The sequence below is a fragment of the Bacillus sp. JJ664 genome (assembly GCF_036962205.1).
Taxonomy (GTDB): Bacteria; Bacillota; Bacilli; order Bacillales; family Bacillaceae_G; genus Gottfriedia.
Window position 1 is genome coordinate 1 of sequence record NZ_JBALMS010000104.1, and the last position, 21,796, is coordinate 21,796.

A 21,796-nucleotide genomic window follows, 5' to 3' on the forward strand; every position below is an offset into this window, starting at 1 on the left:
CCGGTCGGGACCGCCATACATATGAATTTTAAAACGAAACAATTTGTTTCGTTTTTTTTTATATATAAAATAGCATTACCATTTCAATAGGTAATGAAGATTCATTATAAATTTAGTAACATTATTAAGTATTAGGAATTATTACTGTTTGACAATCCCTTAATGTTTTGAAATGATATAATATGGCAAAGTTAGAATAGACGAGTATGAAATTTTTTTGGTGGTGAAGTAATTGGAAATTGTTTTACATACAAATACTGAGGAAGAAACGCAACAAATTGCATATTTTCTTGGTGAAATTGTTCAACAGAAAGATGTTATTTTATTAGAGGGTGACTTGGGTGCTGGCAAAACAACTTTTACGAAGGGATTTGCAAAAGGACTTGGCGTAAAAAGAACAGTTAACAGCCCTACATTTAATATAATAAAAGAATATAAAGGTAGAATTCCACTATACCATATGGATGTTTATCGATTAGAAGGAAGTAATGAGGATTTAGGCTTTGATGAATATTTTATGGGTGAAGGTGTTTGTGTAGTAGAATGGGCACATTTAATTTCAGATTACTTACCAAATGAATTCTTAAAAATTGTTATTACACATAAAGAAAATGGTAGAATGATTACTTTATTCCCTAAAGGAGCAAGGTATGAATTTGTTTGCAAGGAGTTAATAAAAGATGACCGTTTTAGCAATTGATACTTCAACAAATGTAATGGGAATTAGTCTTTTAAAGGATGAATCAGTTATTGGTGAAACCATTACATTTATAAATAAAAATCATTCCGTACGTTTAATGCCTGCAATTGATGCTTTAATGAAGGAATGTAACATTAAACCTAAGGAATTAACAAAGATAGTAGTTGCAAAAGGACCTGGATCTTACACTGGTGTAAGAATTGGTGTTACAGTAGCGAAAACACTAGCCTTTTCATTAAATATACCTATTGTTGGTGTATCTAGTTTGAAGGTATTGGCGTCAAATGGTCGTCACTTTGACGGGCTAGTTTGCCCAATATTTGATGCGAGAAGAAATTTATTATTTACAGGACTATATGATTTTAGAGGAAATGAAACCTCAAGTATATTAGACGAATGTAATATAGATCGAAGTGTTTGGATGGAAAAATTAAAGTCATTGAATGAGCCAATTCTTTTCATTGGCAATGATGTTGCGATCCATAAGGATTATATTATTGAACAACTAAACGAACGAGCAATATTTGTTACGAATAATTTAAACAACCAGAGACCAAGTGAATTATTTAATTGTTGTCTTGAGGAAAAGGAAGAATCTGTTCATGATTTTGCACCTGAGTATTTAAGATTATCTGAAGCTGAAGCAAATTGGTTAGCAGACCAAGAAAAGTAGGAGGATGTTATGATTTCATCAGTTGCTTTTCGACAAATGAGAGAAGAAGATTTAAATCAAATAATGGAAATAGAAAAAAAGTCATTTGCAACACCATGGACTTATGATGCGTTTTATAATGAGTTACATACAAACCAATTTGCTCATTATGTTGTAGCAGAAGTTGACCAAGAAATCATTGGATACTGTGGATTATGGGTAATTATCGATGAAGGACATATAACGAATATTGCCATATTGCCGGAGTATCGTGGTAATGGTCTTGGCGAAAAATTGCTTATTGCAGTAATGGACACTGCTCGTGAACTTGGTGCGGAAACATTAACATTAGAAGTAAGGGTTTCAAATGATGTTGCAAAGGGATTATATCGTAAGCTTGGATTCCAAGATGGAGGAATTCGTAAAAGTTATTATACAGATAATTATGAGGATGCTTTAGTTATGTGGGTGAATATAAATGATCATAAAAGATAATTGTTTAATTCTTGCTATTGAAACTAGTTGTGATGAGACATCAGCAGCTGTTATTAAGAATGGTAATGAAATTTTAAGTAATATTGTTTCAACTCAGATTGATATCCATAAGCGATTTGGTGGTGTCGTACCTGAGGTTGCTTCAAGATTACATGTAGAGCAAATCACATTAGTGATAGAAGAGGCCATGTCAAAAGCAAATGTTGAATATACAGATTTATCAGCGATAGCGGTAACAGAAGGGCCAGGTTTAGTTGGAGCTTTACTTATTGGTGTTAATGCTGCGAAAGCAATTGCTTTTGCACATGACTTACCATTAATCGGTGTACATCATATTGCAGGTCATATTTATGCTAATCGCCTTATACAGGAACTGAATTTCCCTTTACTGGCACTTGTGGTCTCTGGAGGGCATACTGAGCTTGTTTATATGAAAGAAGACGGGGAATTTGAAGTAATTGGTGAAACAAGAGATGATGCAGCTGGAGAGGCTTATGACAAAGTAGCTAGAACTTTAAAGCTTCCTTATCCAGGTGGTCCACATATTGATCGTTTGGCGCAAGAAGGAAGTGCAAATATTCCTTTTCCTAGAGCATGGTTAGAGGAAGGTAGCTACGATTTCAGCTTTAGTGGATTGAAATCAGCTGTTATTAATTATATGCACAATGCTGAACAACGTGGAATGGAGATATCCCCAGAAGATGTTGCTGCAAGCTTTCAAGAGAGTGTTGTAGAAGTAATTGTTACGAAAACAATTCAAGCAGCAAAAGAATATGATGTCAAACAAGTATTGTTAGCAGGTGGAGTTGCTGCAAACAAAGGCTTGCGTGCTTCATTACAAAAAGAAATGAGTATATTTAGTGATAAAGAGTTAGTCATTCCACCTCTTTCACTTTGTACTGATAATGCTGCTATGATTGGTGCAGCCGCATATGTTCGTTTTAAACAAGGAAAACGATCTAGCTTATCTTTAAATGGTAATCCAGGTTTAGATTTAGAAAATATGTAAAATAGACTTATTCACATTTTCAACAAAATATGTGGATAAGTCTTTTTAGTTTGTTTACAACTTAATAACATTATGTGAACAATAATGTGTATAACTTTAGATGATAACTGTGGATAATGTGTATAAGTCTGTGTAAAAGCTTAAAAATTCCAAATTATTTGTGGATAAACATGTAGATAAATAAAAAACGGACCGCTTTTCGCGTATCCGTTCTTTGGTTATTCTTGTAAGTTCTCCCATTCTTCCATAAGAGACATTAAATTTGTTTCATGATCGTTTTTCTTAGTAGTTAGTTCTTGTACGAGTTGGAAATCTCCGTAAACTTCTGGTTTACACAGCTCAAGTTCGATCTGTTCGATTTCTTTCTCGATATTTGAAATGCTACTTTCAATCTCTTCTATACGACGTTGTGTTTGGCGTAGCTTTTTCTTTAACTCTTTATCCTGTTGGTAATCTGAAACAGGTTGTTGACTGGATTGAAGAATCTGACTTTTACCGTTTTCCTTTTCAGCCAGTTCTTTTTCATAAGCTTCATTTTTCTTGAATAAATAATAATCATAATCGCCTAAGTAAGGAGTTAAACCTTCTTTTGCTAGTTCAAATGTTTTTGTGGATAACCTGTTCATAAAGTATCGATCATGGGAAACAAATAAGATTGTTCCTGGGTAATCTAGAAGAGCATTTTCTAATACTTCCTTACTATCCAAATCTAAGTGGTTCGTTGGCTCATCCAGAATTAAGAAGTTTGCTTTTTTCATCATAAGCTTCGCAAGAGCCAATCTAGCTTTCTCTCCACCGCTTAATGACGAGACATTTTTCGTGACATCATCTCCAGAGAATAAAAAGTTACCTAAGATTGTTCTTATTTCTTGTTCAGGCTTTAACGGATAATCGTCCCATAACTCGTCAAGAACTCTTTTGTTTGATGTTAATTTAGCTTGCTCTTGATCATAATAACCAATAAATACATTTGCACCGAAATCTATACTTCCTTGTAATTTTTCTAAATCTCCAATAATCGTTTTAAGTAATGTTGATTTTCCAACTCCATTTGGTCCTACAAGGGCAACACTATCTCCACGATTAAGAACAAAGTACATTGACTGATCTATAGTCGGTACACGGTCGTAACCAATGAAAAGGTCGCTCACGTTAAGTACATCATTTCCACTTTGTTTTTCTATTGTAAAAGAAAAATTGGCAGAAGACTCATCTCCTTGTGGTCTATCTACTCTGACCATTCGATCTAGTTGTTTTCGACGACTTTGGGCTCTTTTTGTAGTTGAAGCACGCGCGATATTTCTCTGAACAAAATCTTCGAGCTTGGCGATTTGTTCTTGCTGTTTCTCAAACTGTTTTAAGTCTTGTTCATATTGAGCTGCTTTAAGTTCTAGATGCTTACTATAATTCCCAATATATCTTTGATGCTTATGGTTTGAAATCTCATAAACGATATTTACAACTTGATCAAGAAAATAGCGATCATGTGACACGATTAATACGGCGCCAGGGTAAGATTGTAAATAACGTTCAAGCCAGCTAAGTGTATCAATGTCTAAATGGTTTGTAGGCTCGTCCAGAATTAATAAATCAGGTTTTGTTAGTAATAGCTTACCTAACGCCAGTCTCGTTTTCTGACCACCACTTAATGATGATATCTTTGTAGTGTAGTCTTCATTTGAAAAGCCAAGACCACTTATAATTGAACGAATATCTGCTTCAAACTGATATCCGCCACTTTCTTTAAATGTAAATTGAAGATGATCATATTCATTCACAATTTTGTCGTAAACGGTTTGATTTGAATAAACATCTTCTTGGGTCATTTTATGTTCTAGCTTTCTCATGTTATCTTGCATTTCTACCAAATGGTTGAATACAGAGTAGTATTCTTCCCAAATTGAGCGATCACTTTGTAAGCCAGAGTTTTGAGCTAAGTATCCAATCGTGACATCTTTTGGTTTAATTAATTCTCCGCCATCATATGATATTTCACCGGCGATAATTTTTAAAAGAGTAGACTTACCAGCACCATTTCGACCAACAATTGCTACTCGATCATTCGTCTGAACTTCTAATTTAATATTTGAAAGTATAATGTCACTGCCGAAATATTTGGAGACATTATTAACTTGTAATAGGATCAAGATATTCACCTCATTGCAAAATTTTTTATCTATTAAACTGTTTACTGTCAAAATTCATAAATATAGTGTATATTTTACAGTAGAACAAGTACTTTATTACTAAAATGAAGGCTATTTACACAATATAGTAAAAAGAATTACAGTAACAGTAAGTGGGGGATTGTAAAATGGAGTCGGAACAAATTAAAATTCCACAAGCTACTGCTAAACGTCTACCTTTATATTACCGTTTTATAAAGAATTTGTCTTTATCAGGTAAACAAAGAGTTTCTTCAGCAGAGTTAAGTGAAGCAGTAAAAGTAGATTCCGCTACAATTAGAAGAGATTTTTCGTATTTTGGTGCCTTAGGAAAAAAAGGGTATGGCTATAATGTAAATTATTTATTAACTTTTTTTTCGAAAGCGCTTAACCAACACGAAGTAATGAAAGTAGCGTTAATCGGTGTGGGGAATTTAGGAACCGCATTTTTACATTATAATTTTATAAAAAACAATAATACAAAGATTGAAATGGCGTTTGATATCGACCCAATGAAGATTGGAACAGAAATAGGTGGAGTACCAGTCTATAATCTTGATAAATTAGAAGAAATAATGAACGATGATATTCAAATCGTCATTCTTACAGTTCCTGCTCAAGTTGCACAGTCGATTGCAGACCGTTTAAAAGGTAAAAATATAAGAGGTATTTTGAATTTTACGCCTGCACGTATTAGTGTACCAGAACATATTCGAATACATCATATTGATTTGGCTGTTGAGTTACAAACACTAGCATACTTCTTACAACAATAAGGAAATTAAAAACCCCCAATCGAATGGGGGTTTTATTTAATAGATGAAATGAAATAATTTCAGTTGTTGGAATACGACAAATGAGTTCATAAACATATGAGTTAAAATTGGAACTAAAATTGAATTTGTTCGTTTATATAGATAACAAAATATAAATCCGATCAGAAAATAAGATAAAAAGAATGGCAAGTCGCCGTGCATGAACGCAAAAATAACTGAACTTATTCCAGCTGAAACAATAAATGGAAAACGTTCAAATAGCTTTTTGAAAATAATGCGACGGAATACGATTTCTTCCAATATCGGTGCAATCAAACTTGGAATGACGATAAAGGCTGGGTTTAGCTTAGCGATATGAATAATGTTTTGCGTATTTTCTGACCCTTTATCTAAATCAAAAATTAAAATTAAAATGAGATTACATACAATCTGAGTAATCATTGTGACACCATAACCAATTAAAGCCCATTTTAATATTGTCAGCGTAAAACTAGATGAAAGATTTTTAATTCCAATTGAGATTGGAGTTCTTAATAAAATTAAAATAATTAAAAGACCTGTAATAAAACTAATGCAACCCCATAAACCTACTGCTTCAATTTTGGCTGTCTCTTTGTCTAAACCTTCATATAAACTACTATTTAATAGAAAACGAACACCATACAATCCAGAATACTGAATCAAAACATACGTTAATAAAATCCATAAATCTCTTGTTTTCAAAACGATAACTCCTTTGTGTTGATATTTTCATAACCCAAAGGTTTATAACAACATGTACATTATTGTACTCGTTTAAGGGGGTTCTTAAAAGGTATTTACATATTTTTATTAAACTTCTTTAAAATACGTTAATTAAAATTAATAAATTTCGACAAGAAAAGTGCTAGCTTCGGACTTGCAAAATCTTTTGATATTATTTAAACTAATAATTGTGTTAGCACTCAATATTAATGAGTGCTAAAAAATAATGATTAGATTATTGAGGAGGTATTACACATGTTAAAACCATTAGGTGATCGTGTTGTAATTGAGCTTGTTGAGTCTGAAGAAAAAACTGCTAGCGGTATCGTATTACCAGGTAGTGCACAAGAAAAGCCACAAGAGGGCAAAGTTGTTGCAGTAGGTACTGGGCGTGTACTTGAAAACGGCGAGCGCGTTGCTTTAGAAGTATCTGTAGGTGACCGCATCATCTTCTCTAAATACTCTGGTACTGAAGTTAAATACGGTGGTACAGAATACCTTGTACTTCGTGAAAATGATATTCTAGCAATTATAGGTTAATTAAATAAAATACTTAGGTAATAAAATAATTTTTAAAATTTTAAGGAGGTCATTTTAATGGCAAAGGACATTAGATTTGGTGAAGAAGCACGTCGCGCAATGCTACGTGGTGTAGATGCTTTAGCTGATGCTGTAAAAGTAACATTAGGACCAAAAGGGCGTAACGTAGTTCTTGAGAAAAAATTTGGTTCTCCATTAATTACAAATGATGGTGTAACAATCGCTAAAGAAATCGAATTAGAAGATGCGTTTGAAAACATGGGCGCTAAATTAGTAGCAGAGGTTGCTAGCAAAACAAATGAAATTGCTGGGGACGGTACAACAACTGCAACTGTATTAGCACAAGCGATGATTCGTGAAGGTCTTAAAAACGTAACAGCGGGTGCAAACCCAATGGGTATCCGTAAAGGTATTGAAAAAGCAGTTGCTGTTGCACTTGAAGAATTAAAAACGATTTCTAAACCAATTGAAGGCAAAGAATCTATTGCACAAGTAGCTGCAATCTCTTCTGCTGATCCAGAGGTAGGCGATTTAATCGCTGAAGCAATGGAACGTGTTGGTAATGATGGTGTTATTACACTTGAAGAATCAAAAGGTTTCACAACTGAATTAGAAGTAGTAGAAGGTATGCAATTTGACCGTGGATACTCTTCACCTTACATGGTTACAAATTCAGATAAAATGGTAGCTGAATTAGAAAACCCATATATCTTAATTACAGATAAAAAAGTAACAAATATTCAAGAAATCTTACCAGTTCTCGAACAAGTTGTTCAACAAGGTAAGCCATTATTAATCATTGCTGAAGATGTTGAAGGTGAAGCGCAAGCTACAATCATCGTTAACAAATTACGTGGTACATTTAATGCTGTAACTGTTAAAGCTCCAGGATTTGGTGACCGTCGTAAAGCAATGCTTGAAGATATCGCAGTATTAACTGGCGGTGAAGTAATTACAGAAGAATTAGGATTAGATCTTAAAACGACTAATATTACTCAATTAGGCCGTGCTTCAAAAGTTGTTGTAACAAAAGAAAATACAACAATCGTTGAAGGTGCTGGTGAAACTGCAGCGATCCAAAGACGTATTGGTTTAATTCGCGCTCAATTAGAAGAAACTACTTCTGAATTTGACCGTGAAAAATTACAAGAACGTCTTGCAAAATTAGCAGGTGGCGTAGCAGTAATCAAAGTTGGTGCTGCAACTGAAACTGAGCTAAAAGAACGTAAATTACGTATTGAAGATGCTTTAAACTCAACACGTGCTGCAGTAGAAGAAGGTATTGTAGCTGGTGGTGGTACTGCATTAATGAGCGTATACAATAAAGTTGCTGCAATTGAAGCTGAAGGTGATGTTGCTACAGGTATCAACATCGTATTACGTGCACTTGAATCACCAGTTCGTCAAATTGCAACAAATGCTGGTTTAGAAGGATCAGTAATCATCGAGAAATTAAAATCTGCTGAAGTTGGCGTTGGTTTCAATGCTGCTAACGGACAATGGGTAAACATGATTGAAGAAGGAATCGTTGACCCAACTAAAGTAACACGTTCTGCACTTCAAAATGCAGCATCTGTTTCTGCAATGTTCTTAACAACTGAAGCTGTTGTAGCTGATCTACCTGAGAAAAATGCTCCTGCAATGCCTGACATGGGCGGCATGGGAATGGGCGGTATGATGTAATATCATCCCCTTAATAAAAACCCCGTAAACATTGTTTACGGGGTTTTACTATATGCTAAAAAACAAAAACCCCCTTTAAAATCAAGGGGTATCTCATTTATACGATAAAATCGTCAAATATAGGATCAATTAACTCGCCATTGCTTAACTGACCTCTATTTTTAATTTTACATTTGATAAAAGGTTCAACATAAGTGTAGATTTTATCTTCGCCAGTTTTTATATGTTTTGTAACGCTGAAAAATGCTTTTCTTTGACCATTATTCATTCCAAATTCTACGATCCCAACATTAACAAATTCATTGTTTTTATATTCTGAGATTAATAATCCCATACCTTGTTTTTTATAACCTGTAATGTAGTAATCATTGTACTTCCAATTGATTATCTTTAACCAATTCAAAGATCGGTGTGCCGGTATATAAAAAGAATCTTTAGATTTTGCGACAATCCCTTCAAGAGAAAATTCTTTAATTTGTTCAAATAACTTGATTCCGTCTGACTCAATAAAGAAGCTTTTTTTAATGAATTGTTGGTCTTTCAGTATGTCAGCAAGGATTTGTTTTCTAGTCGATAAAGGTTCTTTCATCAAATTTCGTTTTCTGATTCGTAGTATATCAAAAACGATGTACGTTAATGGGAACTCTTTACTACCTTGAATAATTTTATGTTCTTGAATCGTATTTACTCGATTTAAAGCTGCTTCATAATCCTCTTTACCGTCGTTGTAACAAACGAGTACCCCATCTAAATAGCAATCATCTAATTCAAGAATGTCTAGTTCAGGTATTCTACCTGTTAATTCCGTTCCATTTTCTGTGTAAAGTTTATTTATTCCATTTTCTCGTTCTAGTAGTAATCGAACACCATTAGATTTTAATTCAAAATAATGCTCATCAGAATCAAATGGGTTGTCAGCAGTTTGTAATAACATAGGCTCAATAAACATGTTTTAATCCACTCACTTGATTAATGTTAATATACATAATCTAGTCCTTCCCATTTTTTAGTTTTTGAGTTAATTTATATAAATTTGCGTGCAAGTGTTTCTTTTAGTAAATATTTATTTTTTTATCTTCATTAGTTAATTTACTGATATATTACCCCTATTTCAAGTCATAACTTGTCTTCTTTCACAATAAAATTAAATTATCTACTGAGAAGTGTGGTGAAAAGAAATGGGAAAAAAAAGTAGTTATAGAATAACAGAGCTAATGTTAAACGAGTATTATGATTTAAGTCAAAAAAAGAAAGACATTGAAAATCAAATGGAGCAATTACAAAAAGTATTTCATGGTTTTCTTGATCATCAATTTGGTGAGAATGAAAAAGGCGAGTTCGTGATCAATAATTTGAAATTAGAGCGAATCATTAGAAAGAAAGAGAAATTTAATGATGCAGAAACAGTTAGTAAACTTGAAGAGTTAAAATTAACTGATTTAGTTCAAGTTATTAAAAAACCAGATGGAGATAAAATAAAATCAGCCATAAATCTTGGTTTACTAAATGAAAAAGATTTGGATGGATGTATTTCTATTAATTCTTCACAAGCAATCTATGTAAAGCCAGTTAAAACCAAATAATTACGTTGATTAGGGGAGGGCTAAATGCTCTCCTTTTTTTATTTGTCACCAAATTTTGCACTTTGAATATTTTATTAGTATGCACGTACAAGCATAGAAAGAAAGTATAACATGCTTGAATAAAAAAAGAGGGAGCTTTAGATATGGCACTTTGGAAAAATGACTTTATTGCAATCAACAAATATACAAGACCGTCTATAAAGTTAAAAGCTATTAAAAAGATAGTGTTGCATTGGACGGCTAACCCTGGAGCAAGTGCTGAAAACCATCAAAGGTACTTTAATGGTACAGCTATAAAAAATAAAACATATGCATCTGCTCATATTTTTGTAGATCCTAATGAAGCGATTTGTATCATACCATTTGATGAAGTAGCTTATCATGCAAACGACCAGTATGAAAGAAATAGTCGTGGTGAAGTATTTCGAGGCGTACCAGAGCTATCCCCAAATGCTAATTTATTATCTGTAGGCGTTGAAATGTGTGTTGAGAGAGATGGGAGTATTTCATCAGCTACGATAAAGAGAACTGCAACAGTGATTGCTGCGTTATGTAAAGCTTATAAATTAGATGAAAATGATATTGTTAGACATTATGATGTAACACACAAACTTTGTCCAAAACCATTTGTGGATGATCCAGAAAAATTTAATGCTTTCAAAGCACAGGTAAGAGCAATCTTATATCCACCTAAACAACAAATATCTACTAACCAAAAAGATTCTGTTCCGTATAAAGGAATATTAAAAGAAGGTTCTAGAGGAGCATCTGTTAAAAAAGTTCAGCAAAAACTTAAAATAACAGCAGATGGGATATTTGGTCCAAATACTGAAAAAGCAGTTAAAAATTTCCAAACAAAGAACAGATTAGCGGCAGATGGAATCGTCGGTCCCAAAACATGGAGCAAGCTTTTTTAATGCTTTGATGAAGGGTTTATAAAGGGACTATCATCTTATCATACTTTTTGTAAGTGAAATTGTTATCAAGAAGATGAAATAGTTGAAATGAAATTACAAGCTAATCGTATTCAAAATTTGGCCTTTTAAAGGCGTATTGATGTCTTCTACTCCGGGTGGGTAAAACAAATCAAAAAAATCCCTAAGCTAAAATTAGATTAGGGATTATTTTAGTTAATGAGGTGAGATTACTTTTAAACCAATTACAGATGCAATAACAAGGGTAATAAAGAAAAGTCTCTTCCAGTCGCGTGATTCCTTAAAGAACATCATTCCTATGATGACAGAACCAGCAGCACCAATTCCGGTCCATATTGTGTATCCAGTTCCAACGGGGATAACTTTTAAAGCTTTTGAAAGTAAATAAAAACTAATCCATCCAGAGAGAACACATAATATAGAGTAATTTAGTTTTTTAAAATTGTTGGAAAGCTTCATAAAAGTAACAAAACCAACTTCTCCTAATCCCGCAATTAATAAATAGATCCATGCCATTTTATGAAGCACCTCCTTTATCTTCTTGAAGGTTTGATTTTGTTGTTAATTTTAAACCTAAAATGCCTGATAGAAGTGTTATAACTAAAATAATTTTCATGAAGGAGGCTGTTTCGTTTAAAAATATCATTCCGATGATCACCGTTCCAGCGGCTCCAATACCGGTAAATACTGCATATGCCGTACCAATCGGAAGTACTTTAATCGATTTAGAGAATAAATAAAAGCTAATGATAATTCCTACTAATGTCAGAATAGTAGGTACTGTATTTGTAAAACCATCTGAATACTTTAGTCCAAAAGCCCAAGCAATTTCGCAAATTCCTGCAATGATTAAATAAATCCAGCTCATCTTTCATCTCTCCTTTCGAATGAAATTGATCGCCAAAAAAAGCTCCAAGCAGCTTTTAGTCGCTTCTTTACTAGTTCTTCATCAGGATCAAACAATTGAATAAAACAACTATCTAATAAATGGATATAAGCATCTACTAATTCATCCACATCTTTATGAAAAATTTCACTATTTTTTATGCCTTTTTCAAATAGTCCACGAATGATTAGAAGTAATTGATTTTCAAACTCTTCGTAGCGTTTTAGTAAATGCCCTTCTAATTCCTTAGGAGGGAATAACAGCATTCTTTTCAGAAATAATCCTAAGTCTTCATGTTGAAAAAAAGTTCGAGTGCTTTCTAAAACTGAGTAAAGTTGCTCCTCAACTGTTAGATGATTGTATTTTTCTATTTCTTGTTTAAATTTTGAAACATACACAGAACTTAAGTTTTCAATAATGCTTAAAAAAATCTCTTGTTTATTTTCATAATGGGCATAAATGGAAGGTTTTTTAATGCCAACCGCCTTTGCAATTTCGGTCATCGTAGCTTTTTCATAACCATTTTCTGCGTACAATTTAATTGTAGCTTCCTGTATTTTTAAAATCGTTGCATTACTTTTCATTTAAATCACCCCTTAAAATTTCAATTATTAAACTACCTACCGTTCGTTAGGAAAATCATACATCAATATGATTTTCTTTTCAACTTATAGCGTTTACATAAAAATTTATATGGAAATACCTTGACCGGTAAAATATACGTTGATAGAATGAGACAATAATACAAAATACGTCAATATTCTTCATATATCCTCGACAATATGGGTCGAGAGTCTCTACCGGAGCGCCGTAACATGCTCTGACTATGAAGGCAGCATGACTTTATTTAGCGATAAGTCTGATTTTCTGCCTTCTTTTTTCATGTTACACATGTACAAAAGGGAGAAAATCGGCTTTTTTTTATTTTTTTGGGAAAAATAGTATCAGTTCAACTGATACGTTAATTCAATATTATAGATGAGGTGACCGTTTTGCAAAAACATGACACGATTGTTGTACTAGATTTTGGAAGCCAATATAACCAACTAATTGCGCGCCGTATACGTGAGTTTGGCGTTTATAGTGAATTACGTCCTCATACAATCACTGCTGAGGAAATTAAAGAAATGGGTGCTAAGGGGATAGTTTTCTCTGGTGGACCAAACAGTGTATATGGTGAAAATGCTTTTTATTGTGATAAAGCAATATTTGAATTAGGACTTCCTATTTTAGGAATATGCTATGGTATGCAATTAATGACTCAGCATTTTGGTGGAACAGTGGAAAAAGCTGACCAACGTGAATATGGAAAAGCTCAATTAAATATTCAATTGCAATCTGCATTATTAAAAGATCTACCAAATGACCATGTAGTATGGATGAGTCATGGTGATAAAGTTACGAAACAACCTGAAGGCTTCGTAGTAGATGCAACAAGTGCGTCTTGTCCGATTGCTGCAATGAGTAATGAAGCGAAAAAAATGTATGGTGTTCAGTTCCATCCAGAGGTTCGTCACTCTGAATATGGTAATGACTTATTAAAGAACTTCGTTTTCAACATTTGCGAATGTGAAGCAAATTGGTCTATGAAAAACTTTATTGAAGTTGAACTTGAAACGATTCGTCAAACTGTTGGTGACAAAAAAGTACTTTGCGCACTTAGTGGTGGCGTAGATTCTTCAGTAGTTGCTGTATTAATTCACAAAGCAATTGGTGATCAGTTAACATGTATCTTCGTTGATCATGGGTTATTACGTAAGGACGAAGCAGAAGGTGTTATGAAGACGTTCAGTGAAGGCTTTAATATGAATGTCATTAAAGTTGATGCAAAAGAGCGTTTCTTATCTAAATTAGCTGGCGTTTCTGATCCAGAGCAAAAACGTAAAATTATTGGTAACGAATTTATTTATGTATTTGATGACGAAGCTGATAAATTGGAAGGTATGGATTTCTTAGCACAAGGAACATTATACACTGACATCATTGAAAGTGGTACGGCTACAGCTCAAACAATCAAATCTCATCACAATGTTGGTGGATTACCTGAGGATATGCAATTTAAATTAATTGAGCCATTAAGCACATTATTTAAAGATGAAGTACGTGCAGTTGGTTCTGAACTAGGTATTCCAGATGCGATCGTATGGAGACAACCATTCCCAGGTCCTGGATTAGGTATTCGTGTACTTGGTGAAATTACAGATCAAAAATTAGAAATCGTACGTGAATCTGATGCAATTTTACGTGAAGAAATCGCATTAGCTGATCTAGAAAAAGAAATTTGGCAGTACTTCACAGTATTACCTGATATCCGTAGTGTTGGGGTAATGGGTGACGAACGTACGTATGATTACACAGTAGGCATTCGTGCAGTTACATCAATTGATGGGATGACTGCTGACTGGGCACGTATCCCATGGGATGTACTACAAAAAATCTCAACTCGTATTGTTAATGAAGTGAAGCACGTAAACCGCATCGTGTATGATATAACGAGCAAGCCACCTGCAACAATTGAGTGGGAATAACATTCTAATATTTGGAAAAAACGAACGAAAACGAACATTTTAATTTAAATGTTCGTTTTTTTTATTGACACTTAGTTTAGATGGTTGTAATATAAGGATGTAAATAATAAATAATTTGTCATAACTTGTCGTATAAGCTAGTGAATATGGACTAGCGTCTCTACCTGCCACCGTAAATGGCGGACTACGAAGTAATGATTTCTGTAATTTTAACCTACTATTTAGCTATTATTCTATTATCCATAGGTTATAAAATACAGAATGAAACTGCTCGTGATAGGCGCTTTTACCAATTGTGTAAAAGCGCCTTTTCTATTTTTACAATAGAGACCGACTTTTAAGACTTAATAGACTTAGGAGGATCACATGAAAGAACGTATTAGTAATTATTTTGAGTTCAACAAGTTAGGCACTTCATTTCGTCAGGAAACTATTGCTGGTTTAACAACATTCCTAGCAATGGCTTACATTTTATTCGTAAACCCATCAATTCTTTCTTTATCAGATATAAAAGATTTTCCAGAAGCATTAAGAATGAATAGAGAAGCAATTTTTGTTGCTACATCATTAGCAGCGGCGTACGGTTCAATTTTAATGGGTATTTATGCGAGATATCCAATTGCTTTAGCACCAGGTATGGGATTAAATGCTTTCTTTGCATTTAACGTAGTTCTTGGAATGGGTATTCCATGGCAAACTGCTTTAGCTGGCGTATTTGTATCAGGTATTTTATTCATTATCTTATCTTTAACAGGACTTCGTGAACAAATTATAAATGCAATTCCTATTGAATTAAAATTAGCAATCGGTAGCGGTATTGGTTTCTTTATTACATTTGTAGGTTTAAAAAATTCGGGTATTATCGTAAGTAACCCAGCAACTTTTGTTGCACTTGGTAAATTAAATGAACCTGCTGTATTATTAACAATTTTCGGTTTAGTGATTACTGTTATTTTAATGGCTAGAAAAGTAAAAGCTGGCGTATTTTTAGGTATGATCGTAACTGCAATCGCGGGTATGATTTTTGGAATTATTGATTTACCTTCTTCAGTTGTTGGTCCAGTTCCAAGTATTGCGCCTACATTTGGTGAAGCAATTAAACATATTCCAGATGTATTCTCTTCACCTCAAATGTTTGCAGTTGTATTGACATTCTTCATTGTTGACTTCTTTGATGCAACAGGTACATTAGTTGCTGTTGCAAATCAGGCTGGTTTATTAAAGGATAATAAACTTGAAAGAGCTGGAAAAGCATTAATGGTTGACGCTACTGCAGTAGTAGTTGGTTCAACTCTTGGTACAAGTACGACGACTTCATATATCGAATCAACTGCAGGTGTTGCTGCAGGTGGACGTACTGGATTCTCAGCGGTTATTACGGGCTTATTATTCTTATTAGCATTATTCTTTGCACCACTATTAGGTGTAGTAACAGCGGCAGTAACTTCTCCAGCATTAATCGTTGTTGGTGTACTAATGGTATCTTCAATTGGCCAAATTGATTGGAAGAAATTTGAGATAGCAGTTCCAGCTTTCTTCACAATTATTGCAATGCCATTAACTTACAGTATTGCAACAGGTATTGCTGTTGGATTTATCTTCTATCCAATTTCAATGTTAGCTGCTGGAAAAGCGAAAAAAATTCACCCGATTATGTATGTACTATTTGTTGTATTCCTTCTATTCTTAACGTATTTCAGGGAATAGTAGTCAATTAAACACGAAATATAAAGCTTGGACAACGATGATTCTTTCGATGTCCAGGCTTTTCTTTTTTCTAAAATTGTGTACGATTAGAATAAAAATGAAAATAGAGGGTATTTTTGAATGGAATTTCATGGACAAAAAATTTTACCAGCTGTTAGAAAAATAAAGGATTTAGAAAAATTATTAACTAGTTCCTATGAATATATCGTTATATTAGATATTCATATTGGCCAATTGAAAAGCGTAGTCTCGCTTGCTAAGCAACATAGTAAGAAAGTATTTTTACATGTCGATCTAATTCATGGTTTGCAAAGTGATGGGTATGCAGCGGAATATTTATGCCAGGAGTTTCAACCATTTGGGCTATTATCTACAAAGTCAAATGTGATAATAAAGGCGAAGCAAAAAGGTGTTGTTGCTATACAGCGTATTTTTTTGATTGATTCTAGTGCGATGGAGAAAAGTATTGCTTTGTTAGAAAAAACTAAGCCAGATTTTATTGAAGTTTTACCAGGTGCTTTAACAAACGTAATAACAGAAGTAAAGGAGCGTACAGGTATTCCAATATTAGCAGGTGGATTTATTCGGACGACTGATGATGTAAAGGCTGCTTTAGATGCTGGTGCAACAGCAATTACGACCTCAGATAAAGATCTATGGAAAAATTTTCTAAAAAATTGACAGAAATGTGAAAAATAGGATTGACAACGTTTTCATATATGAGTTAGCATAAAAGACAAGTTAATATACGTGACGGAGAAATGAAGAGATCCACAATTGGTTGTTTCTATAGTTCTTATAGAAACAATTTAGTTGTGGGTCTTTTTGTCTTTAAATACGAATGGCCATTCAATTTAGTTCTCTCACGAAGATCAACTTAAACTGAATGTGGAGGGATTTTATGTCAGCATTTTTAGGAGAGTTAATTGGGACAGCTTTGTTGATTGTTTTAGGTGGAGGCGTTTGTGCAGGTGTGAGTCTAAAGAAATCATTTGCTAAGGATTCAGGGTGGATTGTTATTACATTAGGCTGGGGATTAGCAGTTGCGATTGCTGTTTATGCGGTAGGAAGTATTAGTGGGGCACATTTAAATCCAGCAGTTACGTTAGGTTTAGCTTTTAAAGGTTCTTTTCCGTGGAGCCAAGTACCTGAATATATTGCTGCACAAATAATAGGTGCAATGATTGGGGCAACAATTGTTTATTTACATTACTTACCACATTGGAAGGAAACAGAGGATCCAGGTACGAAATTAGGTGTATTTGCAACAGGGCCTGCTATCCCAAATACTTTTGCAAATTTATTAAGTGAACTTATTGGTACATTCATCTTAGTATTTGGTATTTTAGCAATCGGTTCAAATAAGTTTGCTGATGGATTAAATCCTTTCATCGTTGGTTTCTTAATCGTAAGTATTGGTTTATCATTAGGTGGAACAACAGGATACGCAATTAACCCAGCTCGTGATTTAGGTCCTCGAATTGCACATTTTTTACTTCCGATTGCAGGAAAAGGCGGATCGAACTGGAAATATGCATGGATACCAGTTGTAGCTCCTTTATTAGGAGGTTCATTAGCGGGGTTATTTTATGAAGTAATATTTGAAGGTAAAAATAATGTAGCCCTATATTATGTGATTTTTGTTACAGTGATAATTCTAGCAATCTCTTATATGACAAGTAATATGAAAGTTAATAATAGTAATAATAGTAAAGTAGCTTAAGGAGGAGAATAAAAATGAAAAAATATATCCTTTCACTTGATCAAGGAACAACAAGTTCACGCGCAATTCTTTTTAATAAAGAAGGCAAAATTGTACATGTTGCACAAAAAGAATTTACACAACATTTTCCACACCCAGGTTGGGTCGAACATAATGCACAAGAAATTTGGGGTTCAATTTTAGCAGTCATTGCAACTTGTCTAAGTGAAGCAGATGTAAAACCAGAACAAATTTCTGCAATTGGTATTACGAATCAGCGTGAAACAACAGTTGTTTGGGATAAAAATACTGGTAAACCTGTATATAATGCGATCGTTTGGCAATCACGTCAAACTGTTGACATTTGTGATGATTTAAAAGAAAAAGGCTATAGTGATATGGTTCGTGAAAAAACTGGTCTTTTAATTGATGCTTATTTCTCGGGAACAAAAGTAAAGTGGATCTTAGATCATGTAGAAGGTGCAAGAGAAAAAGCAGAAAATGGAGATTTATTATTTGGAACAATTGATACATGGCTAGTTTGGAAATTATCTGGTGGAGCAGTACATGTTACTGATTATTCAAATGCATCTCGCACATTAATGTACAATATTCATGATTTAAGCTGGGATGAAGAGCTTCTTGAGATGTTAACAATTCCTAAAAGCATGCTTCCGGAAGTACGATCATCTTCTGAAGTATATGGTCACACAGTGGATTTCCACTTCTTTGGTCAAAATATACCGATAGCTGGTGTTGCTGGTGACCAACAAGCGGCGCTATTCGGCCAAGCTTGCTACGGTGAAGGTATGGCTAAAAATACTTACGGAACAGGTTGCTTCATGTTAATGAATACAGGTGAAAAAGCTGTTAAATCAGAACATGGTTTATTAACGACAATTGCTTGGGGTCTAAATGGTAAAGTTGAGTATGCATTAGAAGGTAGTATTTTTGTTGCAGGTTCAGCTATTCAATGGTTACGAGACGGTATGCGTATGTTTAAGGACGCAAGTCAGAGTGAGGAGTATGCTAAACGAGTAGAATCAACAGACGGAGTATATGTAGTGCCTGCATTTGTAGGGCTTGGTACGCCATACTGGGATAGTGAAGTACGTGGAGCAGTCTTTGGAGTAACTCGAGGCACCACAAAAGAACATTTTATTCGTGCTACTCTAGAATCTTTAGCATATCAAACAAAGGATGTTTTATGTGCTATGGAAAAAGACTCGGGAATTGAGCTTAAAACTCTGCGTGTAGATGGTGGAGCGGTTAAAAATAATTTCCTGATGCAATTCCAAAGTGATATTCTAGCTGTTCCTGTAGAACGTCCAGAAGTAAATGAAACTACGGCTTTGGGTGCTGCTTACTTAGCTGGTCTTGCTGTAGGTTATTGGGAAAATCAAGAAACGATTGCTTCACAATGGAATAAGGATCAGAGTTTTTCACCAAAAATGGACGAAAATGTAAGTGAAGAGCTTTATTCTGGTTGGAAAAAGGCAATCGAAGCAACAAAAGCTTTTAAATAACATATGATAGTGATAAGATGAAAACAAGTTAATATTCGGTAGGAGATTGAGAGAGACCACAACACGCTATAGAAGCGAATTCTATAGTGATGTTTGTGGTCTCTTTTTTTTTCGTACCATAGGAGGCAAAAGTCATGAAATTTTCTAGTAAACAACGAAAAGAGTTATTAAATGGAGTAAATAAACAAGAGGTAGACGTAATTGTAATCGGAGGAGGCATTACTGGTGCTGGGATTGCACTTGATGGTGCTACTAGAGGTTTATCAACGATTGTCTTTGAAATGCAGGATTTCGCAGCAGGTACATCTAGTCGATCTACAAAATTAGTACATGGTGGTTTACGATATTTAAAACAATTTGAAGTAAAGATGGTCGCTGAAGTAGGGAGAGAGCGGGCAATAGTTTACGAAAATGGTCCGCATGTTACTACGCCTGAATGGATGTTACTACCGTTTCATAAAGGAGGTACTTTTGGTGCTTTCAGTACATCAATTGGCCTTAGAGTTTATGATTTCCTAGCTGGAGTTAAGAGAAGTGAACGTAGGAAAATGTTTAATCGTGAAGAAACGATAAAAAAGGAACCACTTGTTAAACAAGAGGGATTAAAAGGTGGTGGATATTACGTTGAATATCGTACCGACGATGCTCGTTTAACGATTGAAGTAATGAAGGAAGCGATTGACCAAGGAGCAAAAGCGGTAAACTATGCAAAAGTAGATGGATTCTTATATAAGAATGGAAAAGTGTGTGGTGTCCTTGTGGTGGATCTACTAGATGGTGAAGTATATGAAGTGTACGGTAAAAAAATAGTAAATGCGGCTGGACCTTGGGTTGATAGCCTAAGGGAAAAGGATCACTCGAAAAAAGGAAAAATACTTCAATTATCAAAAGGTGTCCACTTAGTAATTGATCATATGCGTTTTCCATTAGGTCAAGCGATTTACTTTGATACAACAGATGGCCGTATGGTGTTTGCAATTCCACGTGGTGGCAAAACATATGTTGGTACAACCGACACGTTTTATAATGATGATGCAGCCTTACCGAAAATGACGAAAGAGGATAGTAAGTATATTATTGATGCGATTAACTATATGTTCCCTACAGTGATGATTACAGAAAATGATATCGAATCTAGCTGGGCTGGAGTTCGACCTTTGATATATGAAGAAGGAAAGAATGCTTCTGAAATCTCACGTAAAGATGAAATTTGGACATCGGATTCCGGATTAATCACTATTGCGGGAGGGAAATTAACGGGTTATCGTAAAATGGCAGAATTGGTTATAGATTATGTGACGGATTTAATAACGAAAGAAGGACATAGTAGAGCATATCCAAAAAGTAATACGAGACATATGCCTATTTCGGGAGGGCATGTAGGTGGTGCGAAACAATTTTCTACATTTATAATAAATAAGTCTAAAGAAGGTCAGAAGTTGGGATTAACAAGTAAACAAGCAGAACAATTTGTGAAATTTTATGGATCAAACGTTGATACGATTTTCCAGTTAGTTAGGGAACACAAAGAGGAACTAAAACAATTTAATTTACCGATAGATGTGCTAATACCACTTATTTATGCAATGCATTATGAAATGACTGTAAAGCCAGTAGACTTTTTTATACGCCGCACAGGTGCATTGTTTTTTGATATTAATTGGGTATATGAGTGGAAAGATGCAGTAATAGCGTATATGTCAGCTGAATTTGGGTGGAGTAAAGATCAAAAAGTAAAATATGCTAATGAGTTGGAGATGGCATTAAATGATGCAGTTTCGCCAAAAAATCAATTAGATGCACCAACATACGCATAATCTATGAGCAAAGTTTTTGTTCTAGTGGTGAAATGGTTCATTTTAAAAGATGCTTCTTATTTTATATAGGAATAAGGAGCATTTTTTATATTCCTTTATATCGCAATGTGGATAGTAGTTCAGATACAATTTATATAATAGAAGATTCATATTCTAAATGTTTAAGATAAAGGACGAATGATTATTCTGAATAATATTACTTTTAATTTATGGGTTGTAATCCGATCAGCTAACTGTTATATTAATTTATGTTGTTGCGAAACACTAACAACAAAATAAAAAAACATTTAAACAAACGTTGACATAAACGTTTGAGAGTGTTATGATATTTAAGTCGCTTACGAGTGA

General features: G+C 34.1%; 21 protein-coding genes and 2 riboswitches. Of the genes, 15 read left to right on the forward strand and 6 right to left on the reverse strand.

Features of this window, described 5'->3' with window-relative positions:
- The first annotated feature begins 232 nt into the window (after positions 1 to 232).
- The 4 genes from tsaE to tsaD are packed head-to-tail and all read left to right on the forward strand — an operon-like array spanning position 233 to position 2,856.
- Positions 233 to 700 (forward strand): tRNA (adenosine(37)-N6)-threonylcarbamoyltransferase complex ATPase subunit type 1 TsaE, encoded by a 468-nt coding sequence (tsaE, locus tag V7056_RS15765; RefSeq protein WP_088004185.1) that lies wholly within the window; start codon positions 233 to 235, stop codon positions 698 to 700.
- A complete protein-coding gene (tsaB, locus tag V7056_RS15770) occupies positions 681 to 1,373 on the forward strand; it encodes a tRNA (adenosine(37)-N6)-threonylcarbamoyltransferase complex dimerization subunit type 1 TsaB (RefSeq protein WP_499703382.1) in 693 nt (230 codons plus the stop codon). The genes tsaE and tsaB overlap by 20 nt, the downstream gene beginning before the upstream one ends.
- 9 nt (positions 1,374 to 1,382) lie before the next feature.
- Positions 1,383 to 1,847, forward strand: a complete 465-nt coding sequence (rimI, locus tag V7056_RS15775) for a ribosomal protein S18-alanine N-acetyltransferase (protein ID WP_499703383.1) — start codon at positions 1,383 to 1,385, stop codon at positions 1,845 to 1,847.
- Positions 1,831 to 2,856 (forward strand): tRNA (adenosine(37)-N6)-threonylcarbamoyltransferase complex transferase subunit TsaD, encoded by a 1,026-nt coding sequence (tsaD, locus tag V7056_RS15780; RefSeq protein WP_499703384.1) that lies wholly within the window; start codon positions 1,831 to 1,833, stop codon positions 2,854 to 2,856. The genes rimI and tsaD overlap by 17 nt, the downstream gene beginning before the upstream one ends.
- A 218-nt stretch (positions 2,857 to 3,074) precedes the next feature.
- Here tsaD and V7056_RS15785 read toward each other — a convergent pair whose 3' ends face one another.
- A complete protein-coding gene (locus V7056_RS15785; protein WP_499703385.1) occupies positions 3,075 to 5,003 on the reverse strand; it encodes an ABC-F family ATP-binding cassette domain-containing protein in 1,929 nt (642 codons plus the stop codon).
- A gap of 167 nt (positions 5,004 to 5,170) precedes the next feature.
- On the opposite strand from V7056_RS15785, the gene V7056_RS15790 reads away from it, so the two are divergent.
- Complete coding sequence (locus V7056_RS15790; protein WP_192604434.1) at positions 5,171 to 5,797, forward strand: redox-sensing transcriptional repressor Rex; 627 nt, start codon at positions 5,171 to 5,173, stop codon at positions 5,795 to 5,797.
- 36 nt (positions 5,798 to 5,833) lie between these two features.
- On the opposite strand, the gene V7056_RS15795 is transcribed toward V7056_RS15790, so the two are convergent.
- The gene (locus V7056_RS15795) at positions 5,834 to 6,520 is read right to left on the reverse strand and encodes a CPBP family intramembrane glutamic endopeptidase (RefSeq protein ID WP_499703386.1); all 687 of its coding nucleotides are present in this window, start codon (positions 6,518 to 6,520) and stop codon (positions 5,834 to 5,836) included.
- Positions 6,521 to 6,796: 276 nt separating this feature from the next.
- Between V7056_RS15795 and groES the strand changes: the two genes are divergently transcribed.
- Both groES and groL read left to right on the forward strand, forming a co-directional pair.
- Positions 6,797 to 7,081 carry a co-chaperone GroES gene (gene groES, locus V7056_RS15800; protein WP_025672094.1) on the forward strand — a complete coding sequence of 95 codons (285 nt, stop codon included), beginning with the start codon at positions 6,797 to 6,799 and terminating at the stop codon, positions 7,079 to 7,081.
- Positions 7,082 to 7,138: 57 nt separating this feature from the next.
- Positions 7,139 to 8,764, forward strand: coding sequence for a chaperonin GroEL (gene groL / locus V7056_RS15805; protein WP_499703387.1), 1,626 nt, complete (start codon positions 7,139 to 7,141; stop codon positions 8,762 to 8,764).
- 97 nt (positions 8,765 to 8,861) lie between these two features.
- On the opposite strand, the gene V7056_RS15810 is transcribed toward groL, so the two are convergent.
- A complete protein-coding gene (locus V7056_RS15810) occupies positions 8,862 to 9,713 on the reverse strand; it encodes an ATP-dependent DNA ligase (protein ID WP_499703388.1) in 852 nt (283 codons plus the stop codon).
- A 229-nt stretch (positions 9,714 to 9,942) separates the two neighbouring features.
- Between V7056_RS15810 and V7056_RS15815 the strand changes: the two genes are divergently transcribed.
- Together V7056_RS15815 and V7056_RS15820 are read left to right on the forward strand one after the other, a co-directional pair.
- Complete coding sequence (locus tag V7056_RS15815) at positions 9,943 to 10,347, forward strand: hypothetical protein (RefSeq protein WP_088004230.1); 405 nt, start codon at positions 9,943 to 9,945, stop codon at positions 10,345 to 10,347.
- Between the two features lie 143 nt (positions 10,348 to 10,490).
- The gene (locus tag V7056_RS15820; RefSeq protein WP_499703389.1) at positions 10,491 to 11,264 is read left to right on the forward strand and encodes a peptidoglycan recognition protein family protein; all 774 of its coding nucleotides are present in this window, start codon (positions 10,491 to 10,493) and stop codon (positions 11,262 to 11,264) included.
- A gap of 213 nt (positions 11,265 to 11,477) precedes the next feature.
- Here the strand turns inward: V7056_RS15820 and V7056_RS15825 are convergent, their stop codons facing one another.
- Genes V7056_RS15825 through V7056_RS15835 form a run of 3 tightly spaced genes read right to left on the reverse strand, consistent with a single transcriptional unit; the run spans position 11,478 to position 12,752 of the window.
- Positions 11,478 to 11,798, reverse strand: a complete 321-nt coding sequence (locus V7056_RS15825; protein WP_499703390.1) for a DMT family transporter — start codon at positions 11,796 to 11,798, stop codon at positions 11,478 to 11,480.
- Position 11,799: 1 nt separating this feature from the next.
- On the reverse strand, positions 11,800 to 12,150 hold the full coding sequence (locus V7056_RS15830) for a DMT family transporter (protein WP_499703391.1): 351 nt from the start codon (positions 12,148 to 12,150) through the stop codon (positions 11,800 to 11,802).
- On the reverse strand, positions 12,147 to 12,752 hold the full coding sequence (locus tag V7056_RS15835) for a TetR/AcrR family transcriptional regulator (protein ID WP_499703392.1): 606 nt from the start codon (positions 12,750 to 12,752) through the stop codon (positions 12,147 to 12,149). Before V7056_RS15835 ends, V7056_RS15830 begins: the two co-directional genes overlap by 4 nt.
- Before the next feature lie 160 nt (positions 12,753 to 12,912).
- Positions 12,913 to 13,015, forward strand: a riboswitch (purine riboswitch).
- A 145-nt stretch (positions 13,016 to 13,160) separates the two neighbouring features.
- Here V7056_RS15835 and guaA point away from each other — a divergent pair.
- The 6 genes from guaA (at position 13,161) to V7056_RS15865 (ending at position 21,448) form a co-directional block, all read left to right on the forward strand.
- Positions 13,161 to 14,696 (forward strand): glutamine-hydrolyzing GMP synthase, encoded by a 1,536-nt coding sequence (guaA, locus tag V7056_RS15840; protein ID WP_499703393.1) that lies wholly within the window; start codon positions 13,161 to 13,163, stop codon positions 14,694 to 14,696.
- Between the two features lie 108 nt (positions 14,697 to 14,804).
- Positions 14,805 to 14,903, forward strand: a riboswitch (purine riboswitch).
- Positions 14,904 to 15,074: 171 nt separating this feature from the next.
- Positions 15,075 to 16,403 carry an NCS2 family permease gene (locus tag V7056_RS15845; protein ID WP_499703398.1) on the forward strand — a complete coding sequence of 443 codons (1,329 nt, stop codon included), beginning with the start codon at positions 15,075 to 15,077 and terminating at the stop codon, positions 16,401 to 16,403.
- A gap of 120 nt (positions 16,404 to 16,523) precedes the next feature.
- Positions 16,524 to 17,084: a glycerol-3-phosphate responsive antiterminator gene (locus tag V7056_RS15850; protein WP_499703394.1), complete on the forward strand. Its 561-nt coding sequence runs from the start codon at positions 16,524 to 16,526 to the stop codon at positions 17,082 to 17,084.
- A 220-nt stretch (positions 17,085 to 17,304) separates the two neighbouring features.
- Complete coding sequence (locus V7056_RS15855) at positions 17,305 to 18,126, forward strand: MIP/aquaporin family protein (protein WP_499703395.1); 822 nt, start codon at positions 17,305 to 17,307, stop codon at positions 18,124 to 18,126.
- Between the two features lie 14 nt (positions 18,127 to 18,140).
- Positions 18,141 to 19,631, forward strand: a complete 1,491-nt coding sequence (gene glpK / locus V7056_RS15860) for a glycerol kinase GlpK (RefSeq protein ID WP_499703396.1) — start codon at positions 18,141 to 18,143, stop codon at positions 19,629 to 19,631.
- 134 nt (positions 19,632 to 19,765) lie between these two features.
- Entirely contained in the window at positions 19,766 to 21,448 is a 1,683-nt protein-coding gene (locus V7056_RS15865) for a glycerol-3-phosphate dehydrogenase/oxidase (RefSeq protein ID WP_499703397.1), read from the forward strand.
- Positions 21,449 to 21,796 lie beyond the last annotated feature (348 nt).

Bases quoted from the DNA above. Each gene is read 5' to 3' on its own strand.
- V7056_RS15790 (WP_192604434.1), top strand. From the start codon at position 5,171: ATGGAGTCGGAACAAATTAAAATTCCACAAGCTACTGCTAAACGTCTA.
- V7056_RS15835 (WP_499703392.1), bottom strand. From the start codon at position 12,752: ATGAAAAGTAATGCAACGATTTTAAAAATACAGGAAGCTACAATTAAA.
- V7056_RS15855 (WP_499703395.1), top strand. From the start codon at position 17,305: ATGTCAGCATTTTTAGGAGAGTTAATTGGGACAGCTTTGTTGATTGTT.
- V7056_RS15830 (WP_499703391.1), bottom strand. From the start codon at position 12,150: ATGAGCTGGATTTATTTAATCATTGCAGGAATTTGCGAAATTGCTTGG.
- groL (WP_499703387.1), top strand. From the start codon at position 7,139: ATGGCAAAGGACATTAGATTTGGTGAAGAAGCACGTCGCGCAATGCTA.
- V7056_RS15820 (WP_499703389.1), top strand. From the start codon at position 10,491: ATGGCACTTTGGAAAAATGACTTTATTGCAATCAACAAATATACAAGA.
- rimI (WP_499703383.1), top strand. From the start codon at position 1,383: ATGATTTCATCAGTTGCTTTTCGACAAATGAGAGAAGAAGATTTAAAT.
- V7056_RS15815 (WP_088004230.1), top strand. From the start codon at position 9,943: ATGGGAAAAAAAAGTAGTTATAGAATAACAGAGCTAATGTTAAACGAG.
- glpK (WP_499703396.1), top strand. From the start codon at position 18,141: ATGAAAAAATATATCCTTTCACTTGATCAAGGAACAACAAGTTCACGC.
- groES (WP_025672094.1), top strand. From the start codon at position 6,797: ATGTTAAAACCATTAGGTGATCGTGTTGTAATTGAGCTTGTTGAGTCT.
- V7056_RS15825 (WP_499703390.1), bottom strand. From the start codon at position 11,798: ATGGCATGGATCTATTTATTAATTGCGGGATTAGGAGAAGTTGGTTTT.
- V7056_RS15865 (WP_499703397.1), top strand. From the start codon at position 19,766: ATGAAATTTTCTAGTAAACAACGAAAAGAGTTATTAAATGGAGTAAAT.
- tsaB (WP_499703382.1), top strand. From the start codon at position 681: ATGACCGTTTTAGCAATTGATACTTCAACAAATGTAATGGGAATTAGT.
- V7056_RS15810 (WP_499703388.1), bottom strand. From the start codon at position 9,713: ATGTTTATTGAGCCTATGTTATTACAAACTGCTGACAACCCATTTGAT.
- tsaD (WP_499703384.1), top strand. From the start codon at position 1,831: ATGATCATAAAAGATAATTGTTTAATTCTTGCTATTGAAACTAGTTGT.
- V7056_RS15850 (WP_499703394.1), top strand. From the start codon at position 16,524: ATGGAATTTCATGGACAAAAAATTTTACCAGCTGTTAGAAAAATAAAG.